Here is a 24,599-nt window from a genome sequence, read left to right as displayed (position 1 = left end):
TCGAGCCGCACCTGTCCCCACGATCCACCCGGAGTTGCCGCATGCGTGTGTCCCTGTTGCTGTCGTCCCTGCTGCTGGCCATCGCGCCGGCATTGGCCCAGGAAGCCACGCCCACGACGCAGGACACCTCGCAACAGCAGGCGCCCGCCACCCAGCAGGAAGATACCGGCACCGACGACGCCAAGCCGGTCGGCTCCAGTGACGATCCGTCCGCGTCAGAATCCACGCCATCCGACGTGCCGCTGGACGAGATCCGCCGCTTCGTCTCGGTCTTCAACGCGGTCAAGCAGGCCTACGTGGAGCCGGTTGACGACCAGAAGCTGATGCATTCGGCGATCCGCGGCCTGCTGCTGGACCTGGACCCGCACAGCGCCTATCTGGACAAGGAAGACGCCAAGGATTTCGACGAGCAGGCCAACGGCGCCTACGATGGCATCGGCGTGGAGTTGCTGGCCCAGCCGGATGGCTCGCTGCAGGTGGTTTCCCCCATCGACGGCACGCCGGCCGCGCGCGCCGGCATTCAGTCCGGCGACCTGATCATCGCCATCGACGGCAAGTCGTTGGGCGGCATGAAAGACTCGATGGAGCCGCTGCGCGGCCCGGTCGGCAGCAAGGTCACCCTGACCATCGTCCGCGAGAAGACCCCCAAGCCCTTCGACAAGGTGCTGACCCGCGAGACCATCCGCGTGGCCAGCGTGCGTTCGCGCATGCTGGAGCCGGGCTATGGCTATATCCGCATCAGCGCCTTCCAGGCCGACACCGGCGCGGACTTCCAGAAAGCCGTGGACGAGGTCAAATCCAAGGGCGCGCTGAAGGGCGTGGTGCTGGACCTGCGCAGCAATCCGGGTGGCCTGCTGACCGCGGCCGTGCAGATTGCAGACGACCTGCTGGAGAAGGGCACCATCGTCACCACCAAGGGCCGCATCGCGATCAGTGACGCCAAGTTCGAGGCCACGCCCGGCGATCGCCTGGGCGGCGTGCCGGTCGTGGTACTGGTCGATGGTGGCTCGGCCAGCGCGGCCGAGGTGCTGGCCGGCGCGCTGCGCGACAACAACCGCGTGCGCATCATCGGCAGCCGCACCTTCGGCAAGGGCTCGGTGCAGACCGTGCTGCCGCTGGACAACGGTGACTCGGTCAAGCTGACTACCGCGCGCTATTACACGCCCAGCGGCAAGTCGATCCAGGCCACCGGCATTGTCCCGGACGTGCTGCTCAAACCCGACGACGCCGGCAACGAGGAACTCCCGCCCTCACTTGCCAATTACAGCGAAGCCAACCTGCCGGGCCACCTGCATGGCGATCAGGAAGGCGCCGAAGGCTATACCGCCGGCGACGTGCTCAATGGTGACAAGCCGGTGGAGCAGGCGCTGGCCGAGCTGAAGCATCCGGGGTCGGTCGCGGCGGCGCAGAAGGCGGTCGATGCCAAGGCTGCAGCGGCCAAGGCCAAGCCGGTTGCGAAGAAGCCTGCAGGAGTGCCGGCCAAGCCGGCAGCGGCCGACCCTGCGTCACCTGCAGGTGACGTCGCGCCCACGCCGGCCACATCGCCGGGCAAGTAAGCCTTGCCCTTGCCCTTGCGCGCGCCGTGGCTCAGCGGTGCGCGGACAGCGCTTCCGGATTGAGGATGTTCTGCGGCGTACCGGTCGCGAATGCGCGCACGTTGTCCAGCGCGGTGCCCAGGTACAGCGCGTAGCTGTCCTGCTCGACGTAACCCAGGTGCGGCATCGCCAGCACGCGCGGGTGCGAGAGCAACGGTTCGTGCTGCGGTTTGGCCGGCTCGTGTTCAAACACGTCCAGCGCCGCCATGCCTGGGTGACCTGCATCGAGCGCCGCCAGCAATGCGCCGGGCGCGATCAGTTCGGCACGGCTGGTGTTGACCAGCAGTGCATCGGATTTCATGCGTGACAACAGTGCGCCATCGAGCTGATGGCGCGTGCCTGGCACCAGGCGCCGGTGTAGCGTCAGCACATCGCTGCGTTCGAACAGTGCCTCGCACGACGGTGCCATCGCATAACCATCGGCCTGCGCCGCCGCACGTGCCGCGTCGCCGCCCCAGACCAGCACCTGCATGCCGAATGCACGGCCATAGCCTGCGACCAGTCGACCGATCTTGCCGTAGCTCCAGATGCCAAGCGTGCGCCCGTGCAGCGTGCGCCCCAGGCGCGCATCGCCCACGTCCTGCCAGCGCCCGGTTTGCAGCGCGGCGGCATAGTCGGGCAGGCGCCGCATCGCGGCCATGATCAACGCCCAGGTCAGTTCCGCCGGTGCGATCGGCGAGCCCACGCCTTCGGCAATGGCCACGCCGTGTGCGGTGCAGGCGGTGACATCGACATGCGCGCCGATCTTGCCGGTCTGGCTGATCAGCAGCAGCCGTGGCAGGTGTGCGAGCAGCGCAGCATCGATCTGCGTGCGTTCGCGGATCAGCACCAGCGCCTGCGCGTCTTTCAGCAGCGCGATGCGTTGTTCGAAGTCATCGGGCAATGCGCCGAGCACCTCGATCTGCAGCCCATCGCCCTGCGCGTGCAAGGCGGGTAGGGCGGCACTCGCGCGCTGGTAGTCATCGGGGATGACGACGCGCATCGGCATCAGCGCGGCCGTGACGGCATCGGGAACGGGGTGACGACTTTTTCGCCGCTGACCGCATCGCGGATTGCGCTGACGCCTTTCTTCTCCACTTCCTCCACGCGCACGATGCTCTGCATCGGCAGGTGCAGCACGCGGGTGTTGCCGAATTCTTCGCGCAGCCGTTCTTCGGTCGGGTCGACGACCAGGCCATCGTGCACGTCGAACACCAGCTCACCGACTTCGGTGAAGCCCCACAACGCGTTGGACGAAGCCACCTGGCGCGCGTACAGCTCATACACCTTGCCGTGGTTGAGGAAGGTCACTTTGTAGAGTGGCTTGGACATGGCGCGGGATTCGGAAGACGAAGTGATGCCGCCGAGGTGGGGGCTGCACCGCTATTTTCCCACGGCTGCCGGCTCAGTAGCCGTGGCGGCGTCGCATCCGCCGCGCGATGGCCGCCCGCACGAACAGCGCGAACACCACGCCGAACACGAAGCCGGCCAGATGCGCGGACCAGGCCACCGCGCCGAACGCCGGGCCGCTGTAGGCGAACACCACCTGCAGGATCGCCCAGACCCCGATCAGCACCGCGGCCGGCGCCTTGACGAACTGCAGGAACAAGCCCAGCGGCACCACCACGCCCAGCTTCGCATTGGGAAACAGCGCCAGGTAGGCGCCGATCACGGCCGAGACCGCGCCACTGGCGCCGATGATCACCCGGTCCGGCGTGCCGATCACCAGCACCGCGGCCAGGTTCGACACCGCACCGCCCAGCAGGAACAGCAGCAGGAAGCGCCACGGCCCGCATCGCGCGTTCGGCGGGCAGACCGAAGATCAGCAGGAACACCAGGTTGCCCAGCAGGTGGGCCCAGTCGGCATGCAGGAACAAGGCGGTGAACAGGCGCAGCACCGAGCCATCGGTGAAGCCCTGCAGCCAGTCCTGCGGTGTATCCAGGCCGCCGGTCAGGGCGCCCCATTCCAGCAGCAGATTGCGGTACAGGCCCGCCGAGCGCGTGATCGCCCACAGGAAGGCGAGCCATAGCAACGCAAACAGCAGGGGCGTGGCCCAGCGGACGGTCGGCTTGCGGCGGGAAGGCGTGGAAATGAACACGGGTCAGGGCAATCCAATTGCGAAGGCGGGTGTACAGGAGCTGGCCTGAACCCGACTAAAAGCCAATATGAACGTTACGGTTGCGTTAGCCCGAATCGTTATACTGACATACGCCGTCGTATGTCGGGAGGGGCTTCCGGCGCGCAGGGTGCCGTCATTGATGACGGTGCCAAGCGCGACGACGCGGGCAGTTCCAAATATTGTCTTCCGGAGATCATCCAAATGCTGTCTTCCCAGAATCTTTTCCGTCTTTCCTTGCTGGCCGCCGGTGTCGCAGGCGTTCTTCTCAGTGGCCACGCCCATGCTGCGGCGTTCCAGCTGAAGGAAAACAGCGCCAAGGCCCAGGGCCGCGCGTTCGCTGGTTCGGCCAGCGCCCCGGGTGATACCGCGGTCGTTGTGAACAATCCGGCCGCGATGCGCCTGCTCGAAGGTCGCCAGCTGTCCGTCGGCGTCAGCGCGATCAGCTTCGGCGCCGATTTCAAGGGCAGTGGCAACTACGTCGGTGCGACCGGTGCTGGTACCGGCTCGGCGATCAGTGGTGGCGACGGCGGCAATGCCGGCACGATCGCGGCCGTTCCCTCGATCTACTTCGCCACCCCGATCGGCGACAACATGCACCTGGGTGCCTCGCTCACCGTGCCGTACGGCTTCAAGACCGAATACGACCGCGACTGGGTTGGCCGCTACCAGGGCATCAAGACCGAGCTGCAGGCCATCGACGCCGGCATCTCGTTCTCCTACGACGTCAATCCGTGGGTGTCCTTCGGTGCGTCGGTGTTCGCCGAACGCCTGGACGTGGACCTGAGCAACGCCATCGACTTCGGCACCGCGCTGTATGCGCAGGGCGTGCCGGGCTTCACCCCAGGCAGCGCTGACGGCTACTCGCGCGTCAAGGGCGACAGTACCGATATGGGCTTCACCCTGGGCGGCCTGTTCAGCATCGATGAGAACACCCACATCGGCCTGACCTACCGCTCGCAGGTCGACCACAAGATCGACAACGGCAAGGCCACCTTCGACGTCCCGGGTCAGGCTGCGGCCGTGCTGGCCGTAGCCGCGGCGGGGCAGTACATCAACACCGGTGGCAGCGCCAAGGTCATCATGCCGGCCACCGCCACGGCCAGCTTCACCCACATCATCAACGACCACTGGCTGATCGCGGCGGACGTGACCCGCACGGCGTGGAGCAAGTTCGACAAGATCACCGTCGACTTCGACTCGGCCCAGGCCGACAACACGCTGGTGTTCAACTACCGCGACACGACCTTCGTCTCGGTCGGTGCGGACTACAAGCTGAGCGACGCGCTGACCTTCCGCGGCGGCCTGGCCTATGACCAGACCCCGACCACGGTGGAATATCGCGACGTGCGCGTGCCGGACACCACCCGCAGGTGGCTGTCGCTGGGTCTGACCTGGACTTCCTCGCCGAGCAGTGAGTGGAACCTGGGCTATACCCACCTGTTCACCTCCGACCCGACCGTCGACGAGACCTCGGTCACCTCCAGCACGCTGGCGGGCTCGTTCGACGTGTCCGGCGACATCCTGGCGGGTTCGTACACCTACAAGTTCTGATCCTTCGCGTCGGCTTCGGCCGACGCGTGCTTCAAGCGTGTAGTGAAGAAGCCCCGCCTCGTGCGGGGTTTCTTTTGTGCGTGACTCAGCCGGCTTCGTGCAGTTCCACGCGATTGCGGCCGCCATGCTTGGCGGCGTACAGCGCCTGGTCGGCCAGATCCATCAAGTCGCTGACCGCGACGCGCCGGACGGTGCAGGCCGCGCCTACGCTCACGCCGACATGTAGGCCGGGATGCTGCGGGAGCTGCATCTGTTCGGTCGCCAGGCGGATGCGCTCGGCCAGCTGTGCAGCTTCATCGCGATCCAGCCCCGCGCTCACCACCACGAACTCCTCGCCACCGGTGCGTGCGAACAAGTCGTCCTGGCGGATGCAGCGGCGCACGGTGTCGGAAAATGCCTGCAGCACGCGGTCGCCCGTGCGATGGCCGTGCTGGTCGTTGATCGCCTTGAAGCGATCCAGGTCCAGGGCCAGGACCGCCAGGCCTTCGGGTATTGCGGCGGCACCCGGGGCACGGCGTTGGTCCAGGCCATGGCTGAGTCCACGCCGGTTGAGCGCGCCGGTCAGCGGGTCGATCAGGGCGCTGCGGCGCAGCGCTTCGGCCGCATGGAAGCTGGTCAGGGTCAGCATGCAGAAATTGAGCATGAACCACAGCGCCAGGTCGGCGCTGACCCACATGTCGTCGAGGCCGAACAGGCCCTTGAACCAGCCTGGGACCACACTGCTGTAGATACCGACCAGCAGGATGCAGGCGGCCATCATCAATCGCGCTGGAACCCGGTCGGGCGTGGTGTTCAAGGTCCGTAGTTGCCAGATCATCACCAGCAGTGACAGCACCTCGACCGCACTCAGCGCCACGCCCTGCGCATGCTGGGTGCCGCGGATGCACCAGGCGATTGCCGGCAACAGCAGCGCCAGCGGCATCCATGCCAGCTCACGTCGACGCAGCGGGCGCTGCTGGACGAACTGCACCACGGCCCAGGCCAGTCCGGTCATGCCCGCGCAGGCGATCATGCCGCCCAGGTTGGTCGCCAACATGGCTGCGCCCAGATGGCCGCGTGCCCGCAAGGCATCGGTGGCGACATCGATCGTGGCTGCGCCCAGGGTGTAGGCCAGATGCGCCGCCCCCCAGGTCCCGATGCCGTACAGCGTGCGCGAGATCCGGGCGACGTACAGGAACAGGAAAAACAGCACGACCGACAGCGTGCAATCGCTGATCAGGCTGAAAAACACCGAGTTGGTCATGGTCTTGCCCCCCACTGCGGACGGTATGGCATGCGACATCGACTGCTGTGATCGACATATCACGCAAGGAACATGCCAGCCTGTTCGGCGCTGAGGCTGACGCGCGCGACGGCACGCTTCTCCGATGATGCGGCGTGTCGTCGCCAACCTGGCTTTCGGTGCAGTGGCGAGAATAGTGGCGATTGGCCGTGGCGCGTCACCCACCCGGACACCGCCATTGCGTCGTGCGTCGGCCTCCATCTTTGGTGCAATGGCCGGACGTGCCGGAATGTGTGTCTCGCGGCGATCCCGTTGGCGCCGCGAATCCCCGCGCGGGCGATCGGTGCCCGTGGGCGTGGTGTCAGCGCACTCAGGCGGGCTTCGCGCCGGCGCCGGACCCTCGGCAAATGCCTGAGCGTGCAGCGTTTATGTGCGTTTGCACAAAAATCGCTCGGTTGCCGGGGTGGCCCCCCGCAGCTACCATTCAGGCGTTTTCCGCAGCGTGACAGGTGCGGGGCGGCGACATGATCGAGGTGATGCATCAAGGCCCGGAGGGACGGGGGACGCAGCTGACGCTGCGACCACCCAGGGCGCTCGATGCATCCCAGTTCATGCAGCTGTTCGCGGCCTGTTCGGCCCTGATGTTGGGTGCGGCCGCGGTGGGCTGGTGGGCTGGCAATGTCTTTGCGCCCCTGTTCGCCGTGCTGCACAGCGCTCTGGTCGGGCTGGCGTTGCGGGCGGCATGGATATCCGGGCAGCGCGATGAAGTGATCGCGATCGGCCCGGAACTGGTGGAGGTGCGGCGGTCAGCGCAGCCTGCACCCGCGTTCCGGGCCCATCCCTACTGGGTGCGGCTGGGCGTGGGCGGCGAGGGCGAACGGATCACGCTTTCTTCCAGCGGCCGGCATGTGGAGGTGGGAGCGCTTCTGGGTCCGGACGAACGCAAGCAGTTGGCAACACAGTTACGCGCTTTACTGGCGGCCGCGCTGCGGCCGTGACCGATGACACTGGGTGGGGTCTAGGCAATGACGCAACTGAAGGCTTGGTGCAGGCACGTTGGTGTACTGCTGGCACTGGCAGGACTTCCCAGGATGGCGCTGGCACAGCAGGCCGATCCCAGGGAATGGCAGCTCAACATGGGCAAGGGCGTGACCCATACCGCCCGGATGGCCTATGAGGCGCACATGGTGGCGCTGTGGGTCTGCGTGGTCATCGGCGTGATCGTGTTCGGCGCGATGGGCTATGCGATGTTCAAGTTCCGCAAGTCCAAGGGCGCGGTCGCCGCCCAGTTCAGCCACAACACCACGGCCGAGCTGATCTGGACCATCGTCCCGATCATCATCCTGGTGGTGATGGCGTGGCCGGCCACGGCCAAGCTGATCGCGATGTACGACACCCGCGATTCGGAAATGACCATCAAGGTCACCGGCTACCAGTGGATGTGGAAGTACGAATACCTGGGCCAGGGCGTGGAATTCACCAGCCGCCTGGACCGTGATTCGGATCGCATGCGCCAGTCCGGCAAGGTGCCGACCGCCGCGACCAATCCGCATTACCTGCTGGACGTGGATCATCCGCTGGTGCTGCCGGTGGATACCAAGATCCGCTTCGTGATCACCGCCGACGATGTCATCCATTCCTGGTGGGTGCCGGCGCTGGGCTGGAAGCAGGACGCGATCCCGGGCCTGATCAACGAAGCCTGGACGAATATCGAAGAACCCGGCGTCTATCGTGGCCAGTGCGCCGAACTGTGCGGCAAGGACCACGGCTTCATGCCGATCGTGGTGCGCGCGGTGTCCAAGGCCGAATTCCAGCAGTGGCTGGCCGCGCAGAAGCCGGTCGCCCCGGTGTCGCCGGCACCGGTCGAGGGTTCGCCTGCGCCGGATGCCACGCCCGAACAAGCCGCGCCCGCTGACAGCAGCGCCAGCGTCACGCCCACCACTGAAGCAGCGCCCGCGTCTCCGCAGGCCTGATCTTTCCGCCACATCGCTGCTTTCGAGGAACACGCCCCATGGCCCACTCCGCCGCAGAGCACCACGACGATCACCATGCCCACAAGCAGGGGTTCGTCGAGCGCTGGTTCTTTTCAACGAACCACAAGGACATCGGTACGCTCTACCTGATCTTCAGCTTCATCATGTTCATCATCGGCGCGGCGATGAGCGTGGTGATCCGCGCCGAGCTGATGGAACCGGGCCTGCAGTTCGTCAAGCCTGAATTCTTCAACCAGATGACCACGGTGCATGCGCTGGTGATGATCTTCGGTGGGGTGATGCCGGCCTTCGTCGGCCTGGGCAACTGGATGATCCCGCTGCAGATCGGCGCGCCGGACATGGCCCTGCCGCGCATGAACAACTGGTCGTTCTGGCTGCTGCCGGTGGCCTTCTCGATGCTGCTGCTGACGCTGTTCCTGCCCGGTGGCGCGGTTGCCGGTGGCTGGACGCTGTACCCGCCGCTGTCGCTGCAGGGCGGCGCCAACGTGGCCTTCAGCGTGTTCGCCATCCACGTGGCCGGCATCAGTTCGATCATGGGCGCGATCAACATCATCGCCACCATCCTCAACATGCGTGCGCCGGGCCTGGACCTGCTGAAGATGCCGATCTTCACCTGGACCTGGCTGATCACCGCGTTCCTGCTGATCGCGGTGATGCCGGTGCTCGCCGGCGCGGTGACGATGCTGCTGACCGATCGTTTCTTCGGCACCAGCTTCTTCAATGCGGCCGGTGGCGGCGACCCGGTGATGTACCAGCACATCTTCTGGTTCTTCGGCCATCCCGAGGTCTACATCATGATCCTGCCGGCCTTCGGCGTGGCCAGCGAGATCATCCCGACCTTCAGCCGCAAGCCGCTGTTCGGTTACCAGGCGATGGTCTATGCGACCGCATCGATCGCGTTCCTGTCCTTCATCGTGTGGGCCCACCACATGTTCGCGGTGGGCATGCCGTTGGGCGGCGAGCTGTACTTCATGTTCGCCACGATGCTGATCGCCATCCCCACCGGCGTGAAGGTGTTCAACTGGGTTTCCACGATGTGGAAGGGTTCGTTGAGCTTCGAAACGCCGATGCTGTGGGCGGTGGCCTTCGTCATCCTGTTCACCATCGGTGGATTCTCCGGCCTGATGCTGGCGATCGTGCCGGCCGACTTCCAGTACCACGACACCTATTTCGTGGTCGCGCACTTCCACTACGTGCTGGTCACCGGCGCGGTGTTCTCGATCATCGCGGCCACCTATTACTGGTGGCCGAAGTGGACCGGGCGCATGTACAGCCAGTTCTGGAGCAAGTTCCATTTCTGGTGGTCGGTGGTGTTCGTCAACGTGCTGTTCTTCCCACAGCACTTCCTTGGCCTGGCCGGCATGCCGCGCCGCATCCCGGACTACAACGTGGTGTTCGCCGACTGGAACTTCGTCAGTTCCATCGGTGCGTTCGGCATGTTCGTCACGCCCTTCATGATGGCGGCGATCCTGGGCTGGTCGCTGCGCAAGGGCGAACGTGCCGAGGCCCGTTCGTGGGAAGGCGCCAAGGGCCTGGAATGGACGGTGCCCTCGCCGGCGCCGGCGCATACGTTCACCACGCCGCCGGTGCTCAAGCCCGGTGACCTGGCGCATGAGGACATCGGTCACTGATGGCCACGCAGCGCACGCCGATGGATGAGTTGCAGCGCCGCCGCCGTGCGACGCGTAATACCGCGCTGGTGGTCGGTGGCATCGCCATTGCGATCTACATCGCCTTCATCCTGTCCGGGGTGCTGCGCACGTGAACGACACCGGCGCGACGCAATCGCCTGCACGGGACAGCCACACGGCGGGCCTGTCGCGGATGATCGGCGTGGCCGTGGTCGTGTTTGTCCTGACGTTCTCGCTGGTGCCGCTGTATCGGCTGGCCTGCGAGAAAGTGTTCGGCGTGCGCCTGGAGCGGGGGCCGGCACAGGCGCTGGTGGCTGGCACACTGGCCAAGCCGCGCATGGTCACGGTGGAGTTCGATGGCGGGGTCAACTCGAAGCTGCCCTGGGCCTTCCACCCGGAACAGCCGCGCATGCAGGTCGTGCCGGGCCAGCTCTACGACGCGCAGTTCTTCGCCCGCAACGATGGCAAGCGGGCGATCGTCGGCAGTGCGGTGCCGTCGGTGGCGCCGGCGCGCGCGTCGCAGTACTTCGTCAAGACCGAATGCTTCTGCTTCACGGCGCAGACGCTGGATGCCGGTGAAAGTCGCGACATGCCGGTGCGTTTCATGATCGATCCCGACCTGCCGTCGGACGTGTCCACGATCACCCTGTCCTACACCTTCTTCAAGAACGATGTCCTGACCGCGCGCCTCAACGGTGCAGCGGCAACTCCCACGGCGCGCCTGGCGCCTTAAGCTGACCCAAGGAACGCGTGATGGCGCAGACCCACACCCACGATGCCGACGTCTATTTCGTCCCGCACCACAGCAAGTGGCCCTTCGTCGGGTCGATTGCGATGTTCGTGCTGATGATCGGCGTGGCCAGTTGGCTCAACGACGCGGCCTGGGGCAAATGGATGTTCTTCATCGGCATTGCGATGCTGGCGGCGACCTTGTTCATGTGGTTCGGCGATGTGATCCGCGAATCGGTCGCCGGCAGCTATAACAAGCAGGTCGATGTGTCCTTCCGCATGGGGATGGTGTGGTTCATCTTCTCCGAAGTGATGTTCTTCGGTGCGTTCTTCGGTGCGCTGTTCTATACCCGGACGCTGTCGCTGCCGTGGCTCAGCGGCGTCGGCGATGGCGTCATGACCAACGCGCTGCTCTGGGAAGGTTATTCGGCCGGCTGGCCGACCAACGGGCCGGCGGCGATCGGTGGCCCGTTCCAGACCATCCCGGCCTGGGGCCTGCCGCTGATCAACACGCTGATCCTGCTCAGCTCCGGCGTCACCCTGACCATCGCCCATCACGGGCTCAAGGCGGCGCGCCGCGGCCTGGTCCTGGTCTGGCTGGGGATCACCGTGCTGCTGGGTGCGAGCTTCCTGTACTTCCAGGCCGATGAGTACATCCACGCCTACCACACGCTCAACCTGACCCTGGGCTCGGGCATCTACGGTTCGACGTTCTTCATGCTGACCGGCTTCCACGGTGCGCATGTGTTCCTGGGCACGTTGATGCTGGCCATCATGTGGCTGCGCGTGCTCAAGGGGCATTTCACCAAGGACAACCATTTCGCGTTCGAAGCGGCTGCGTGGTACTGGCACTTCGTGGACGTGGTGTGGCTGGCGCTGTTCCTGTTCGTCTACGTGCTGTAAGCGCACAGCATCAGCAGGCGACCGGTTGTGCCGGCCGCGTTACTGGCCGACGTCATGCGGCTTGATCATGCCGCTCCAGATACCCAGCACGACCAGCAGGAACAGGGCCACCGACAGGCCGATGCGCCAGCTCAATGCACGCACGGTCCGCTTGGTCTGGCCGCGGTCGACCAGCAGGTAATACAGGCCGGCGCCGAGGTTCCATACGATCATGATCAGGAAGGCGACGATCAACAGGGTCTTGAGCGAATCGTTCATGCGAACCTCGGTGCGGCGTGATGCCGACTGAGCCGATTATCGCAGCCGTACCGGCCATGCGTGTGGGCCGGCGGCGCATGCCGATGGCGGTGGGTTGGTTGCTGGCCGTGCTGTTGGCGGGCGGCTTCACCGCCTTGGGTGTCTGGCAGCTTGGGCGTGCCGAGCAGAAGCGGGCGATGCTGGCCCAGGTGCAGCACACGTTGCAGGCCCGGCAGCCGGTGCCGCTGTCGGTGGCCGCGCAGGCGTCGCGCGGACTGGATTTCGACTGGGCCGCGGGTGCAGGTCATTTTGTTGCCGGGCCGGCCGTGTTGCTGGACAACCAGGTGCGCGATGGCCAGCCCGGCGTGCGGGTTTATCGCCCGTTCCTGCCCGCCAACGGCGGCCCTGCGCTGCTGGTGGAGCTGGGCTGGCAGCCGCTGCAGGGCGATCGCGCGCTGCCGGCGGTGGCGCCGTTGACTGGATCGCGTCAGATTTCAGGCTTGCTGGCGCCGCCGCCGTCGCCGGGTCTGATCCGCGGGCCGGCGGCACCGCAGGCCGATGGCGACCTGCTTGCGGTGGCGCTGCAACCGGCGGCGTTGGCAGTCCCGTTGAAGCTGGAAACCCTTGCGCCACGGGTGTTGAAGCTCGATCCGGCCCTGCCGATCGGCTATCCGCGCGACCTGGACGTGCTGCCCAATACGCTGCCGCCGGAGCGGCACCTGGGCTATGCGGTGCAGTGGTTCGGGCTGGCCTTGGCCGTGTTGGCCACCGCGGGCGTGCTGACGTGGCGGCGCCGGGGCGCTGCGCGTGAGAAAATGGGGGCATGACGCTTCCCGACGTTCCTCCTGGCCGCCGCCGCGGCCGGCTGATCCTGCTTGGCCTGTTCGTGCTGTTTTTCGGCAGCGTGCTGGGCGCGGGCGTGCTGCGCTTTTCCGGCTGGCAGCCGGACGGCATGAAGAACCACGGCGAGCTGCTGCATCCACCGGGCGACCTGCGCGCGCTGAAACCGGCGCTGGCGGCGGGCGGCACCTACGACTGGGCCCAGCCGCAGCGCACCTGGCGCATCGTGCTGGCGCCGCCGGCCGACTGTGTCGAAGCCTGTATCGCGTTGTCCCGGCAGCTGGACACGGTGTGGCAGCTGTTCGGCCACAATGCCGACCAGGTCCATATCCTCTGGATCGGCACGCCGCCGCCCGGCGCCGCGCACCCGGCCTCGCTGCGCGTGCTGGTGCGCGATCCGGCGCTGCTGGCCGCATTGCCGCGGCTGGACGACCCGGCCGGCGTGCCGGTGTATGTGATCGATCCCAATGGCTTCGTGATGATGCGTTTCGCGCCGGGCTTCGACCCGTCCGACCTGCGCACCGACGTGGCCAAGCTGCTGAAACTTATTTGACTTTGCGAACCCCAACGTAATGCCTGCTTCCCTACGCCTGCCGTTCCGGCACTTCCACCGCATCGCCTGGCTGGCCGCGCTGATGACCGCCAGCACGATTGTTTTTGGCGGCTTCGTGCGCCTGTCCGATGCCGGGCTGAGTTGCCCGGACTGGCCGACCTGCTATGGCCGCGCGGCATGGCCGCAGGCGCCGTCGGACATCATCGACCATGCGCCGCTGAAGATCCGCCCGCTGGAAACCCACAAGGCCTGGCGCGAGCAGGTGCACCGCTTCCTGGCCGGCATGCTGAGCATCGAGATCTTCAGCCTAGCGTTGATGGCGGTGCGTCGTCGTCGGCTGGGCGTGAGCCAGGTGATCGTGTCGGCGGTGCTGGTGGCCGCGGCGATCCCGCTCTACATGAAGGGGATGCATGTCGCGGCCAGCGTGGTCGCGCTGCTGGGCGAAGGCATCCTGCTGTTCGCGGCATGGCGCTGGTCGTCGGCGTCCGCACCGGGCGGTGGCGGCGACCTGGCGCGCGTGGCGATGCTGACCCTGGCGATGATCATCTTCCAGGCGTTGTTGGGCATGTGGACGGTGACCTGGCTGCTCAAGCCGATCGTGGTCATGGGCCACCTGCTGGGCGGGCTGGCGACCTTCGCGCTGCTGGTCTGGATGGGATGGCGCGCGACCCAGCTGCCGATCCAGCTGGGCGAAGCGGCCACGCTCAAGCGCTGGCTGTGGGTGGCTTTAAGCCTGCTGGTGCTGCAGATCGCGCTGGGTGGCTGGGTCAGTTCCAACTACGCGGCGCTGGCCTGCGGTGGTGGCAGCTGGCGCGCAGCGAATTTCCCGCAGTGCGTGGGCCAGTGGTGGCCACCACATGATTTCCGCGAAGGCTTCACCCTGTGGCGCGGCATCGGCGTGGACTACGAAGGCGGCGTGCTGGACGGTGCCTCGCGCATCGCCATCCAGATGGCGCACCGGCTGATGGCCATCGTGGTGTTCTGCTGGCTGGTGGCGTGCAGCCTGCGCTTGTGGCGCGTGCCGGGCATGCGCGGTTGGGCCGTGGGCCTGCTGCTGGCACTGCTGGCGCAGGTGGCGCTGGGCATCCTCAACGTCAAGCTGGCGCTGCCGCTGGAAGTGGCCGTGCTGCACAACGCCGGCGCGGTGCTGCTGACCTTCCTGCTGGTGTCGCTGCTGGCGCGCCTGAAGGTGCCGGCATGAACACTTCGCGCAGTACGTTCCGCGACTACTGGGACCTGACCAAGCCGCGGGTGGTGGCGCTGATCGTGTTCACCGCGTTCGTGGGCATGATCCTGGCCATTCCCGGCCTGCCGACCGGCACCCAGGTGCGCCATGGGTTGCTCGGGTTCCTCGGCATCTGGCTGGCGGCTTCGGCCGCGGCGGCGATCAACCAGTTGCTCGATGCGCGCATCGATGCGCAGATGGCGCGCACTTCGTGGCGGCCGCTGGTGGTGGGCAAGGTCAAGCCGTGGCAGGTGCTGACCTTCGCGCTCGCCTTGACCGCGCTGTCGATGCTGATCCTGGTGGCGTTCGTCAACGTGGTCACCGCGGTGCTGACGTTCTTCTCGCTGATCGGCTACGCGGTGATCTACACCGTGTACCTCAAGCGCGCCACGCCGCAGAACATCGTGATTGGTGGCGTGGCCGGCGCGACCCCGCCGCTGCTGGGCTGGGCCGCGGTGACTGGCATGACCGGGCCGTGGGACTGGGGCCATGCGCTGTTGCTGGTGCTGATCATCTTCGTGTGGACGCCGCCGCATTTCTGGGCGCTGGCGATCTTCCGCCGCGAGGACTACGCCAAGGCCTTGATCCCGATGCTGCCGGTCACCCATGGCGTGGTCTATACGCGCTGGCAGATCCTGTTCTACACGGTGCTGCTGGTCGAAGCGACGCTGCTGCCGGTGTTGTTCGGCCTGAGCGGGCTGTTCTACCTGGGCGGCGCGCTGGTCCTGGGGATCGGTTTCCTGTGGTACGCGTGGAAGATGCTGGACCCGCCGGACGAGTTCTTCGCCATGCGCACGTTCCGCTATTCCATCGTGTACCTGATGGCGCTGTTCGCGTTCCTGCTGGTGGACCACTGGCTGTCGCCGCTGCTGCCGGGCATCGCCGGACGCAGCCTGGGTTGATGACCGAGACGTTGCACTCCGGCCCGCAGCACAGGACGATGCAGGCGCAGTCCCGCGGAGGCGCAGGTTGCGCCAGGTTCCTTTTGACCCAGATCCAGTTCCCATGAGCGCAGAGCGCCGTCGTACCAAACGCAGTCCCCGTTTCACCGAGATCGCACTCGAGGCCGGGGTCAGTCCCAGCACCGTGGACCGCGTGCTCAACGAGCGTGGGAGTGTGTCCGATGCGCTGCGCCGCAAGGTGGTCGAGGCGGCCAAGCGCCTGGGCACCAACCGGCTGCTGCCGGAAGTGCGCCACGGCGTGCTCCATTTCGACGTGGTCCTAGTGCACAGCGAGGTCCCGCATTTCCAGCGCATCAACAACGCGCTGGAGCGCTACGCCGGCCTGATCGGCCCGCGCGTGACCGTGCACCGCAGCGCCTGGGGCGAACGCGACGACGAGCGCCTGGCCGAGTTCCTGGAGCATCCGCCGTATCCGCGCCACGGCCTGCTGATCGTGGCCCGCGACAGCGACCGCATCCGCCAGGCGCTGCAGGTGGTCAACGCGGCCGGCACGCCGGTGGTGACCCTGTCCAGCGACATCACCGGCATCCAGCGGCTGGCCTACGCCGGCATCGACAACACCCTGGCCGGACGCACGGCCGGCTATCTGGCCGGGCGCTTCACCCGCAGCGCGGGCAAGGTCTGGGTCGCGGTGAACTCGCTGGATTTCCGTTCGCACGTCGAGCGTGCGGATGGCTTCGCCCAGATCGTGGCCGAGCAGTTCCCGCACCTGGATCCGCTCCCGCCCGTGCAGCTGTTCGATGATGCAGAGCGCGCCTACGCGCAGCTGCACGACGCACTGCGCCAGCACCACGACATCGTCGCGATCTACAACACCGGCGCAGGCTTGGCGGGCATCCGGCGCGCGCTGCGCCGCCATCCGCTGGCGGTGGCGCCAGTGTGGGTTGGCCACGAAGCCACGCGTGAGAGCGCCGAGTTGCTGCGTTCGGGCGACATGGCCGCCACCCTGGACCAGGACCCGGAAAGCCAGGTGCTGTCTGGCCTGCAGCATCTGCTGCACGCCAACGACGAACTGGACCAGGCGCCGGAAGGGCTGACCCGGTTCCGCTTGATCACGCCGGAAAACCTGGGGCAGTACGAACTGTTCGCGTAGCGGCCGGGACCCCGGCCAAGGCCGAAGTTCGCCCCATCCTGTAGAGCCGAGCTTGCTCGGCTGTGGCTTCACCGGGAAGGCTTCAGCCGAGCAAGCTTGGCTCTACAGGCGAGCCCGGCTGCCGCATGGCCGACCAAGGTTCAATCCGCCGGCTGCTCGACCGACAGTCCCTGCTGGCGCGCGTAACGCTGGGCGACCACCGCACACACGATCAGCTGGATCTGGTGGTAGAGCATCAGCGGCAGCACGATCGCGCCCAGTGAGCCGCTGGCGAACATCACCTTGGCCATCGGCACGCCGGTGGCCAGGCTCTTCTTGGAGCCGCAGAACACGATGGCGATCTCGTCGGCGCGCTTGAAACCCAGGCGCCGCGCGATGAACGTGATCAGTACCATCGCCACGCCCAGCAGCACCAGGCACAGCACCAGCAGACCGGCCAGCGCCAGCAGCGGCGTGTCGTGCCACAGTCCTTCGACCACCGCTGCACTGAACGCGGTGTAGACCACCAGCAGGATGGTGCCCTGGTCGGTATAACGCAGCACCGCGCGACGGCGCGCCACCCAGCCGCCGATCAGCGGCCGCAGCAGATGGCCGGCCACGAACGGCAGCAGCAGCTGCAGCAGGATCTTGACCATCGCGTCGACCGGGTTGGCCATCGCGCCCTGGCTGCCGACGATCAGCGCCAGGATCGCCGGGGTCAGGAACACGCCCAGCAGGCTGGATGCCGATGCCGACACCACGGCCGCCGGCACGTTGCCACCGGCCATCGAGGTGAACGCGATCGAGGACTGCACCGTGGACGGCAGCGCACACAGGAACAGCAGGCCCAGCGCCAGGCCCGGCGTGACCACATGATTCGCGAGCGGATGCAGCACCAGGCCCACGAGGGGGAACAGCACGAACGTGCAGGCCAGGATGGTCAGGTGCAGGCGCCAGTGCAGCAGGCCGGCCATCACCGCTTCACGCGACAGGCGTGCGCCGTGCAGGAAGAACAGCGCGGCAATGGCCAGGTCGGTGATGTGGTCCATCCAGACCGCCGCGGTGCCGCGCACAGGTAGCAGCGAGGCCAGCAGCACGGTGCCCAGCAGCATCAGGGTGAAGTTGTCGATGCGCAGGCGCTTGAGCAGGTTCACGGCGGTTCGCACAGCAGTTGCAGGACCGGTAGTTTAAAGGTCGTGCGTGCGCCGGTCTTGTCTGGTTGCGTCCGCAACCGCTTCATGGCCCGGCGGCGCGGATCGCCAGCAGCGCGCAGCCCGTGCTTGTCGGTGTGGTCCGCGCCGCCACCGTGCATGGCCGGCGCCGATGCCATCCCCGCCGTCAGTGCGGATCGTCGTCCTCGCCGCCCAGATTGCCAGCAGCCAGATTGACGTGGGCAAAGGCAGCCTGCAGCTGTCCGCGATTCTGCGCAAGGTCGTTGCGCGCCTGCAGATAGCTGCGCTGGCTGTCGATCACCGACAGGAAATCCACCACGCCGGCGTCGTACTTGGCATTGACCAGTGTCCAGGCGTCCTTGGCGCTGGCTTCGCGCTCGCGCAACAAGGCATCGCGTTGGCGCAGGGAGGCGTAGCTGGCCAATGCGTCGTCGATCTCTTTCCACGCCTGCAACACGGTCTTCTGGTACTCCACGGCCGCTTCCTGCTGCTGCAGCTGGCGCAGCTGGACCACGCGCACGCGCCGCCCGTGGTCGAAGATCGGCAGGTCCAGTGACGGCCCCACCGACCAGGTGCGGCTGCCCCAATCCGTCAGCACGCCGGATTGATAGGACTCGTAGCCGAACTTGGCGCCAAGGCGGACGCTGGGGTAAAGATCGGCCCGGGCGATACCGATGTTGGCGGTGGCCGAATGAAGGGCCGCTTCCGCTGCACGGATATCCGGCCGCCGGCGTGCGAGTTCCGAAGGCAGGCCCAGTGCGAGGTCCGGCAACGCCGGTGCGGCATCCGCCTGGACAGGCTGCAGGACATCGGCCAGCGCGCCCGGCCGCTCGCCAACGAGCAGCGCCAACTGGTTGGCATCGCTGTTCTCCTGCGCCAGCAGTGCGGGCAGGGTTGCCTCCAGCGCGGCAAGCTCGGTGTGTTGCCGCGACGTGTCCAGATGGTCGATCACCCCGCCGTGCAGGCGGGCTTCCAGCAGCGACATGCGTGCTTGCAGGGCCTTGATGTCGTCACGTGCGATGGCGATCCGCTGTTGCGTCGTTCGCAGGTCGAAGTAGGCGCTGGCCAAGGTGTCAGAGATGGACAGCCGGGTCAGGTCGAGCAGCGCGGCCTGTTGCTGGACATCGGCATCGGAGGCCTCGATCGAGCGGCGGATGCGGCCCCACAGGTCCGGCTCCCATGACACGTCGACGCCGGCCTGGTACAGCGTGAAGGGTTCACTGAGCACCTGGGTCAGGCTATCGGTCTGGTCGCCGCCGATGGCTCGGACCAGCCGTGTCGATGCACCGTTCTCGCTCTGGCGCTGGCGCGTGACACCGGCGCTGAGATCGACCTCGGGCAGCGTCTGCGCTTTGGTGCTGAGCCGCTGTACGCGCGCCTGGGCCAGGTGCAGGGCAGCGGTCTTCAGGTCAGGGCTGTTCGCCTGTGCCCGGCGCTGCAGGACCTCCAGCACCGGGTCGCCATAGGCCTTCCACCACGGGCCGTTGGTGACGATGCCCTCGACGGTTGGACGCAGGCTGTCGTCGCCGCCGTGCCATTGGGTCCAGTCTCCGGGGGCATCGGGCGTGGGCCGGACGAAGTCCGGGCCAACGGCGCAGCCTGCCAGCGCCAGGGCGAGCAGCGAGGGGGCAACCTGCAACAGGCGGCCGGGTCGGGAAAACAACAGCGAACGGGACATGGCGGCCTTCTCAGGACAGGCGATTGCGGAACAGCCAGGCAGCCAGCGGCAGGGTCACCGCGGCCATGGCCAGCATGGGGAGGAAGTCGAAGCCGATTTCGTGCAGCCCGGCGCCTTCCAGGTAGACGCGCCTGACCAGGTCGATGCCGAACCGCAGCGGATTGATGTAGGTGGCGGTCTGGAGGAAGGCCGGCATGTTGCGGACCGGGGTGAGCAATCCGGACAGCAGCATCAGCGGCATGATCAGCAGGAACGTGTACAGCATGGCCTGCTGCATGTTCACGGCCAGGGCCGAGATCGACAGCCCCAGTCCAACCGCCGCAATGGTGAAGGTCACCAGGCCCAGGTACAGCAGGCCATAGCTGCCATTCATGGGGATCTGGAACCAGAAGCGGATGATCAGCAGGATGATCGTCGACTGGATCAGTCCGACCGTAATCGACGGCACGGCCTTGCCGATCAGGATCTGCATGGGCGTCAGCGGCGTGACCAGCAGTTGGTCGAAGGTTCCCTGCTCGCGTTCGCGCGCCACCGAAAGCGCGGCAATCAGCAAGGTCTGGAGCATGCTCAACGCGGCGATCAGGGCGGGCATGAGCTGCCAGCGCGACTCGAGGTTCGGGTTGTACCAGGCACGGCGCACGACCGTGATGCCGCTGCCACCGCCCGGCAAGGACTGGCTGTAGCTGTTGACGATGGACCCGACATAGCCCGATGCCGAGCCGGCGGTGGATGAGTTCCGCCCGTCCAGGATCAGCTGGATGGGTGCCTGCTGGCCGGCCGCCAGGCGTTGTTCGAAATCGGAGGGAAACGTCAGCACCATCAGCGCCTGGCCCGAATCGATGGCTTCGGCGATCTGGGAAGAGGAGGTCAGGTTGGCCTTGCGCTCGAACACGCCGGTGCCGTCGAGCCGGGCCAGGATCTCCGAGGCGGCGCTGCCATGGCTCAGGTCCAGCGCCGCGTAAGGTGCATGTTTGAGGTCGTAGGTGGCGCCGTAACCGAACAGCAAGGCCTGCATCAACGCCGGGACGAACAGGATCGCCCGGGTCCGCGGCTCCTTGACCAGGGTGAGGATTTCCTTGCGGCACAGCGCGCCGATGCGGGCCAGGTAGGCGATGAGGTCTTTCATGGATCAGTCCAGGCGCTTGCGCAGGGTGGATGCGGTGGCGAAGGCCAGCACGATCACGTAAAGCAGCAGGATCCCGCACTTCTCGAACACCATCGGCCAGTCGTTGCCGGCCAGGAACAAGGTCTTGATCAACCCCATGAAGTGCGTTGCCGGGAGTGCCTGGCTGATGACGCGGACGACCATCGGCGTGTTGCGCAGGTCGAAGACGAATCCGGAAAGCATCATGGCGGGCATGAAGCTCAACAGCAGCGACACCTGGCTGGCGACGAACTGGCTCCGCGTTTTGCCGGAAATGAAAAGACCAAGCAGCAGCGACAAGACCAGGTAAAGCAGCGACGCCAGCGCGACAAGCAGCAGGGAGCCGCGCATGGGCACCTGGAACAGGAATGCCGAGGCCAGCAGGCACATCACCAGATCGATCGCGCCGATGACCACGTAGGGTGCCAACTTGGCCAGCACCAGCTCGAACGGGCGCACCGGTGTGACGAACAGTGATTCCAGCGTGCCGCGTTCCCATTCGCGCGCGATCAGCAGCGAGGTGAGGAATGCGCCGATCAGCGTCATGACCAGGGCGATCAGCCCGGGCACCAGGAACCAGGTGCTGTTGCCGGCCTCGTTGAACCACATCCGCTGCACGATGGTGATGCCGCCCGCGCTGGTGGCAGGCTTGCCGGCGCGATCCAGCTGTTGCTGGGCCACGCTGCCCAGTGCACCGCTGACATAGCCTTCGATCGTCGACGCGGTGCTCTGGTCCACGCCGTTGAGCAGCAGTTGTACGCGCGCCTGGCCATCAGCCTGGCGTTGCGAGAAATCGACGGGGACGCGCACGATGCCATCGACTTCGCCGGCACGCAGCAGGCGTTCGGCTTCCTGCGTGTCGCGGGTCTGGATCGGAGACAGATATCGGGAACCCTCCAGGCCGCTGACGGCCTGGCGTGCAGCGGGCGAGGCGTCTTCCAGGACCACTGCGAGCGGCGCGTGGGTGACATCGAACGACATGCCATAGCCGAACAGCAGGATCAGCGCGACCGGAAGCGCCAGGCCAACCGCCAGGTTGCTGCGGTCGCGCAGCATCTGGCGCGTTTCCTTGCGGGTCAGTGCGAACAGTCGGTTGAAGAACCCAGACGCGCTCATGCGGCCTTCTCCATGCCCTGTCGCCGGGCCTGCTCGACGATGCCGATGAACGCGCTGCTCATGTCAGTGGCGTGATCGGCGCCGGCCTGTTCACGCACCTGCTGCGGCGTTCCCAATGCGAGCAGTTTTCCTGCGTCCTGGATCGCGATGCGGTCGCAGTACTCGGCCTCTTCCATGAAATGGGTGGTGACGATGATGGTGACCCCGGCCTGGGCCAGGCCGGTGATCGTGCGCCAGAACATGCGCCGGGTCAGCGGGTCGATGCCGCTGGTGGGCTCGTCCAGGAACAGGATCTCGGGTTGGTGGATCAGGCCGGTGGCCATCGCCAGGCGCTGCTTGAAGCCACCCGGCAGCTCGCCGCTGATGGCGTTGGGGTCCAGGTTGAACTGATCCAGCGAGGCCTGCACCCGTTCCTGCAACACGCGGCCACGCAGGCCATAGGCGCCACCAAAAAAGCTGAGGTTCTCGCGGATGCTCAGGTTGCCGTACAGCGCGAATTTCTGCGAGACATAGCCGATCCGGCCGCGCGCCTTGGCGCGGGCGGTGCGCAGATCCATCCCGGCCACCTGCAACTGCCCGCTGCTGGGTGGCAACAAGCCACAGAGCATGCGGAAGGTCGTGGTCTTGCCAGCGCCGTTGGGGCCGAGCAGACCAAAGATCTCGCCGCGTTGCACATCGAAGGAGGTACTGGCCACGGCGGTGAAATCACCGAACTTGCGGACCAGGTCGTGGACGACGATCACGGGTTCTTTGGCTGCACCGGGTGAGGCTTCGGTGAGCGACGCGGCGACCTCGGGTATCGGTGCGGCCTTCGCTTCAGCGCTGCCTTCATGTTGCTTGAGCAGCAGCATGAAAGCGTCTTCCAGCATTTCCGCGCGGGGTTCGGCGGCGATCCCGTCCAGCAGCGCTTCCACGTTCGCCACCGATGCCTCGGGCCGGCGAATGAACTGCACGGCACCGCCTTTGGGCACCGCGTCGATGACCAGGGCATCGGCGTCCAGCAGCCGCGCCTGGAGCGCGCGGGCGGGCATCCCGCGCGGCGGCGTCACGGCGTAAGTCAGGCCGCGCGCGCGGGTGCGCAGCGTCGAAGGCGGTCCATCGGCCAGCAAGTGGCCTTCATGCAGGACGAAGACCTGCGCGCAGCGTTCGGCTTCGTCCATGTAGGCGGTGCTGACCAGGACGCTCAGCTGTTCCTGCTGGATCAGCTGTTCGATGATTTCCCACAGGTCGCGCCGGGAAAGCGGGTCCACGCCGACGCTGGGTTCGTCCAGCAGCAGCAGGTCGGGCGAGCGCACCAGCGTGCAGGCCAGTCCGAGTTTCTGCTTCATGCCGCCGGACAGCTTGCCGGCCGGTCGTGCGGTGAACCGGGCCAGGTCGGTCATGTCCAGCAGCCGGGCATAGCGTTCGTGCCGCTGCTGCTGCGGCACGGCATGCAGGTCGGCATACAGGTCCAGGTTTTCCTGCACGCTCAGGTCGTCATACAGGCCGAATCGCTGCGGCATGTAGCTGATCCGGTCCTGCACCGCCTGCGGCTGGGCGATGACATCGTGACCCAGCACGGTCAGCGCACCGGCATCGGGTTTCAGCAGTCCGCAGACCAGGCGCATGAAGGTGGTCTTGCCGGCGCCATCCGGGCCGACCAGGGCGGTCAGTTCGCCGGCCCGCATCGACAGGCTGAGCTCGTCCAGGGCCACGCACGAGCGGCCACCGGCCACCGGAAACGTCTTGCGCAGGCCCCGTGCCGCCACGGTGGTCGGGGCTTCGCTCATGGGGCCGCGGTGGTCGACAGGCGGACGGTGGCGGGCTGTCCCAGGCGGAGTTGGTCGTCCTTGTCCTGGGTGATCACGCGGACTTCGTAGACCAGGCTGGTGCGCAGCGCTTCGGTCTCGACCGATTTGGGCGTGAATTCGGCGACCGAGGCGATGTAGCCGACCTTGCCCTGGATGGATTGGCCTGGCTGGCTATCGGTGGAAATGCGCGCCGGCATGCCGGGCTTGATCCTGCCAAGGTCGGCCTCCTCGACATACACGCGGACCCACTTCGGATGCGTCAGGGCCAGGGTGTAGATGGCGCGTTGCGGGGTGGCCATGTCGCCGGGTTCGACCAGCCGCGAGCGCACCACCGCATCGGAGGGCGCGATCAGCTCGCCATGGGAGCGTTCCAGCTGCAGCAGCGCCAGCTGCGCCTGCGCCGATTTCAGTTGCGCCTGCGCCACATCGATTTCCTCGGCCCGTGGGCCAAGCTGGGCAAGGCGCAGCGCATCCTGCTGCTCGGCGGCCTGGGCCCGGGCGACCTGCACCTGGCTCCTGGCATGGGCCAGCTCCTGTGAGCTGACGCCCCGGCCCTGGGTATTGGCGCTGATGTCCTGCAGGCGCGCCAGGTCCTGTTCGGCCCGTTGTGCCTGTGCCTGCGCGGCGGTCGCGCGGCTCTGTGCCTGGGACACTTCCTGCGGGCGGGAGCCATTGCGCAGTTTCGCCAGCGTCTGTTGCTGTACCTCGATCTGGGCCAAGGCCTGCTCGGCCTGCAAGGCCAGCGATCGGGTGTCCAGGGTTGCCAGGCGCTGCCCGGCCTTGACCTGGTCGCCTTCCTCGACGGCCAGGCTGGCGACTCTGCCCGAACCGTCGAATGCCAGCGAAACCTGGCGGATATCGACATTGCCGTGGAGCGTGAGCTGGCCGGCATCTGCGGCATCACGACGGACGAACCACCACGCCACCAGCGCGATGACAACCAGGACGACGGCAGCGGATACCACCAGGCGCGACTTCTTCATGGACGGGTCTCGAATGGCGAATCGCCGCGAATAGATTAAAACTAATTTAATCTATGGTGCAAGCGGGTGCATAATGGCTGCGCGAAATTCAGCAGGTGTGCAA

At 66.6% G+C, this 24,599-nt stretch carries 23 protein-coding genes and 1 pseudogene; 13 read left to right on the top strand and 11 right to left on the bottom strand.

The window, feature by feature from the left end; genetic code table 11:
* Window positions 1–41: 41 nt before the first annotated feature.
* Window positions 42–1,556 carry a S41 family peptidase gene (locus O8I58_RS10505; RefSeq protein ID WP_345781307.1) on the top strand — a complete coding sequence of 505 codons (1,515 nt, stop codon included), beginning with the start codon at window positions 42–44 and terminating at the stop codon, window positions 1,554–1,556.
* A 31-nt stretch (window positions 1,557–1,587) separates the two neighbouring features.
* Here the strand turns inward: O8I58_RS10505 and O8I58_RS10500 are convergent, their stop codons facing one another.
* The 3 genes and pseudogenes from O8I58_RS10500 to O8I58_RS10490 all read right to left on the bottom strand — a co-directional run bounded on the left by O8I58_RS10500 (window position 1,588) and on the right by O8I58_RS10490 (window position 3,673).
* Window positions 1,588–2,577: a D-2-hydroxyacid dehydrogenase family protein gene (locus tag O8I58_RS10500; RefSeq protein WP_298322903.1), complete on the bottom strand. Its 990-nt coding sequence runs from the start codon at window positions 2,575–2,577 to the stop codon at window positions 1,588–1,590.
* A gap of 5 nt (window positions 2,578–2,582) precedes the next feature.
* Entirely contained in the window at window positions 2,583–2,906 is a 324-nt protein-coding gene (locus O8I58_RS10495; protein WP_298315396.1) for a DUF1820 family protein, read from the bottom strand.
* A gap of 73 nt (window positions 2,907–2,979) precedes the next feature.
* Window positions 2,980–3,673: pseudogene (locus tag O8I58_RS10490) on the bottom strand (rhomboid family intramembrane serine protease).
* A gap of 222 nt (window positions 3,674–3,895) precedes the next feature.
* Between O8I58_RS10490 and O8I58_RS10485 the strand changes: the two are divergent.
* Complete coding sequence (locus tag O8I58_RS10485; protein ID WP_298315392.1) at window positions 3,896–5,245, top strand: outer membrane protein transport protein; 1,350 nt, start codon at window positions 3,896–3,898, stop codon at window positions 5,243–5,245.
* 85 nt (window positions 5,246–5,330) lie between these two features.
* Here the strand turns inward: O8I58_RS10485 and O8I58_RS10480 are convergent, their stop codons facing one another.
* Window positions 5,331–6,527 (bottom strand): GGDEF domain-containing protein, encoded by a 1,197-nt coding sequence (locus tag O8I58_RS10480; protein WP_298315390.1) that lies wholly within the window; start codon window positions 6,525–6,527, stop codon window positions 5,331–5,333.
* Between the two features lie 464 nt (window positions 6,528–6,991).
* On the opposite strand from O8I58_RS10480, the gene O8I58_RS10475 reads away from it, so the two are divergent.
* The 6 genes from O8I58_RS10475 to O8I58_RS10450 are packed head-to-tail and all read left to right on the top strand — an operon-like array spanning window position 6,992 to window position 11,724.
* Window positions 6,992–7,465 carry a DUF2244 domain-containing protein gene (locus O8I58_RS10475; protein WP_298315385.1) on the top strand — a complete coding sequence of 158 codons (474 nt, stop codon included), beginning with the start codon at window positions 6,992–6,994 and terminating at the stop codon, window positions 7,463–7,465.
* Between the two features lie 27 nt (window positions 7,466–7,492).
* On the top strand, window positions 7,493–8,440 hold the full coding sequence (gene coxB / locus O8I58_RS10470) for a cytochrome c oxidase subunit II (RefSeq protein WP_298315382.1): 948 nt from the start codon (window positions 7,493–7,495) through the stop codon (window positions 8,438–8,440).
* 38 nt (window positions 8,441–8,478) lie between these two features.
* Window positions 8,479–10,092 carry a cytochrome c oxidase subunit I gene (ctaD, locus tag O8I58_RS10465; RefSeq protein ID WP_298315379.1) on the top strand — a complete coding sequence of 538 codons (1,614 nt, stop codon included), beginning with the start codon at window positions 8,479–8,481 and terminating at the stop codon, window positions 10,090–10,092.
* Window positions 10,092–10,226: a hypothetical protein gene (locus tag O8I58_RS10460; RefSeq protein WP_298315376.1), complete on the top strand. Its 135-nt coding sequence runs from the start codon at window positions 10,092–10,094 to the stop codon at window positions 10,224–10,226. The genes ctaD and O8I58_RS10460 overlap by 1 nt, the downstream gene beginning before the upstream one ends.
* A complete protein-coding gene (locus O8I58_RS10455) occupies window positions 10,223–10,825 on the top strand; it encodes a cytochrome c oxidase assembly protein (protein ID WP_298315373.1) in 603 nt (200 codons plus the stop codon). The genes O8I58_RS10460 and O8I58_RS10455 overlap by 4 nt, the downstream gene beginning before the upstream one ends.
* Window positions 10,826–10,845: 20 nt before the next feature.
* The gene (locus O8I58_RS10450; protein ID WP_298315370.1) at window positions 10,846–11,724 is read left to right on the top strand and encodes a cytochrome c oxidase subunit 3; all 879 of its coding nucleotides are present in this window, start codon (window positions 10,846–10,848) and stop codon (window positions 11,722–11,724) included.
* Between the two features lie 39 nt (window positions 11,725–11,763).
* On the opposite strand, the gene O8I58_RS10445 is transcribed toward O8I58_RS10450, so the two are convergent.
* Window positions 11,764–11,982: a twin transmembrane helix small protein gene (locus O8I58_RS10445; protein ID WP_298315367.1), complete on the bottom strand. Its 219-nt coding sequence runs from the start codon at window positions 11,980–11,982 to the stop codon at window positions 11,764–11,766.
* 77 nt (window positions 11,983–12,059) lie between these two features.
* Between O8I58_RS10445 and O8I58_RS10440 the strand changes: the two genes are divergently transcribed.
* The 5 genes from O8I58_RS10440 (at window position 12,060) to O8I58_RS10420 (ending at window position 16,634) form a co-directional block, all read left to right on the top strand.
* Window positions 12,060–12,788: an SURF1 family protein gene (locus O8I58_RS10440; protein WP_298322901.1), complete on the top strand. Its 729-nt coding sequence runs from the start codon at window positions 12,060–12,062 to the stop codon at window positions 12,786–12,788.
* On the top strand, window positions 12,785–13,354 hold the full coding sequence (locus tag O8I58_RS10435; RefSeq protein ID WP_298315365.1) for a redox-active disulfide-containing membrane protein: 570 nt from the start codon (window positions 12,785–12,787) through the stop codon (window positions 13,352–13,354). The genes O8I58_RS10440 and O8I58_RS10435 overlap by 4 nt, the downstream gene beginning before the upstream one ends.
* A 19-nt stretch (window positions 13,355–13,373) precedes the next feature.
* A complete protein-coding gene (locus O8I58_RS10430; protein ID WP_298315362.1) occupies window positions 13,374–14,555 on the top strand; it encodes a COX15/CtaA family protein in 1,182 nt (393 codons plus the stop codon).
* The gene (gene cyoE / locus O8I58_RS10425; RefSeq protein ID WP_298315359.1) at window positions 14,552–15,481 is read left to right on the top strand and encodes a heme o synthase; all 930 of its coding nucleotides are present in this window, start codon (window positions 14,552–14,554) and stop codon (window positions 15,479–15,481) included. The genes O8I58_RS10430 and cyoE overlap by 4 nt, the downstream gene beginning before the upstream one ends.
* 103 nt (window positions 15,482–15,584) lie before the next feature.
* The gene (locus O8I58_RS10420; RefSeq protein WP_298315355.1) at window positions 15,585–16,634 is read left to right on the top strand and encodes a LacI family DNA-binding transcriptional regulator; all 1,050 of its coding nucleotides are present in this window, start codon (window positions 15,585–15,587) and stop codon (window positions 16,632–16,634) included.
* Between the two features lie 140 nt (window positions 16,635–16,774).
* Here O8I58_RS10420 and O8I58_RS10415 read toward each other — a convergent pair whose 3' ends face one another.
* The 6 genes from O8I58_RS10415 to O8I58_RS10390 form a co-directional block, all read right to left on the bottom strand.
* Entirely contained in the window at window positions 16,775–17,725 is a 951-nt protein-coding gene (locus O8I58_RS10415) for a bile acid:sodium symporter family protein (protein ID WP_298322899.1), read from the bottom strand.
* Between the two features lie 226 nt (window positions 17,726–17,951).
* On the bottom strand, window positions 17,952–19,463 hold the full coding sequence (locus tag O8I58_RS10410; RefSeq protein ID WP_298315352.1) for an efflux transporter outer membrane subunit: 1,512 nt from the start codon (window positions 19,461–19,463) through the stop codon (window positions 17,952–17,954).
* A gap of 10 nt (window positions 19,464–19,473) precedes the next feature.
* Entirely contained in the window at window positions 19,474–20,589 is a 1,116-nt protein-coding gene (locus O8I58_RS10405) for an ABC transporter permease (RefSeq protein ID WP_298315349.1), read from the bottom strand.
* Between the two features lie 3 nt (window positions 20,590–20,592).
* Entirely contained in the window at window positions 20,593–21,723 is a 1,131-nt protein-coding gene (locus O8I58_RS10400) for an ABC transporter permease (protein WP_298315346.1), read from the bottom strand.
* Entirely contained in the window at window positions 21,720–23,492 is a 1,773-nt protein-coding gene (locus O8I58_RS10395) for an ATP-binding cassette domain-containing protein (RefSeq protein ID WP_298315343.1), read from the bottom strand. Before O8I58_RS10395 ends, O8I58_RS10400 begins: the two co-directional genes overlap by 4 nt.
* Window positions 23,489–24,496 carry an HlyD family secretion protein gene (locus tag O8I58_RS10390; protein ID WP_298315340.1) on the bottom strand — a complete coding sequence of 336 codons (1,008 nt, stop codon included), beginning with the start codon at window positions 24,494–24,496 and terminating at the stop codon, window positions 23,489–23,491. The genes O8I58_RS10395 and O8I58_RS10390 overlap by 4 nt, the downstream gene beginning before the upstream one ends.
* Between the last annotated feature and the right edge of the window lie 103 nt (window positions 24,497–24,599).

Origin of the sequence: Pseudoxanthomonas sp. (assembly GCF_027498035.1) — a bacterium.
Lineage (GTDB): Bacteria > Pseudomonadota > Gammaproteobacteria > Xanthomonadales > Xanthomonadaceae > Pseudoxanthomonas_A.
This window is presented reverse-complemented; position numbering and strand designations above follow the sequence as displayed.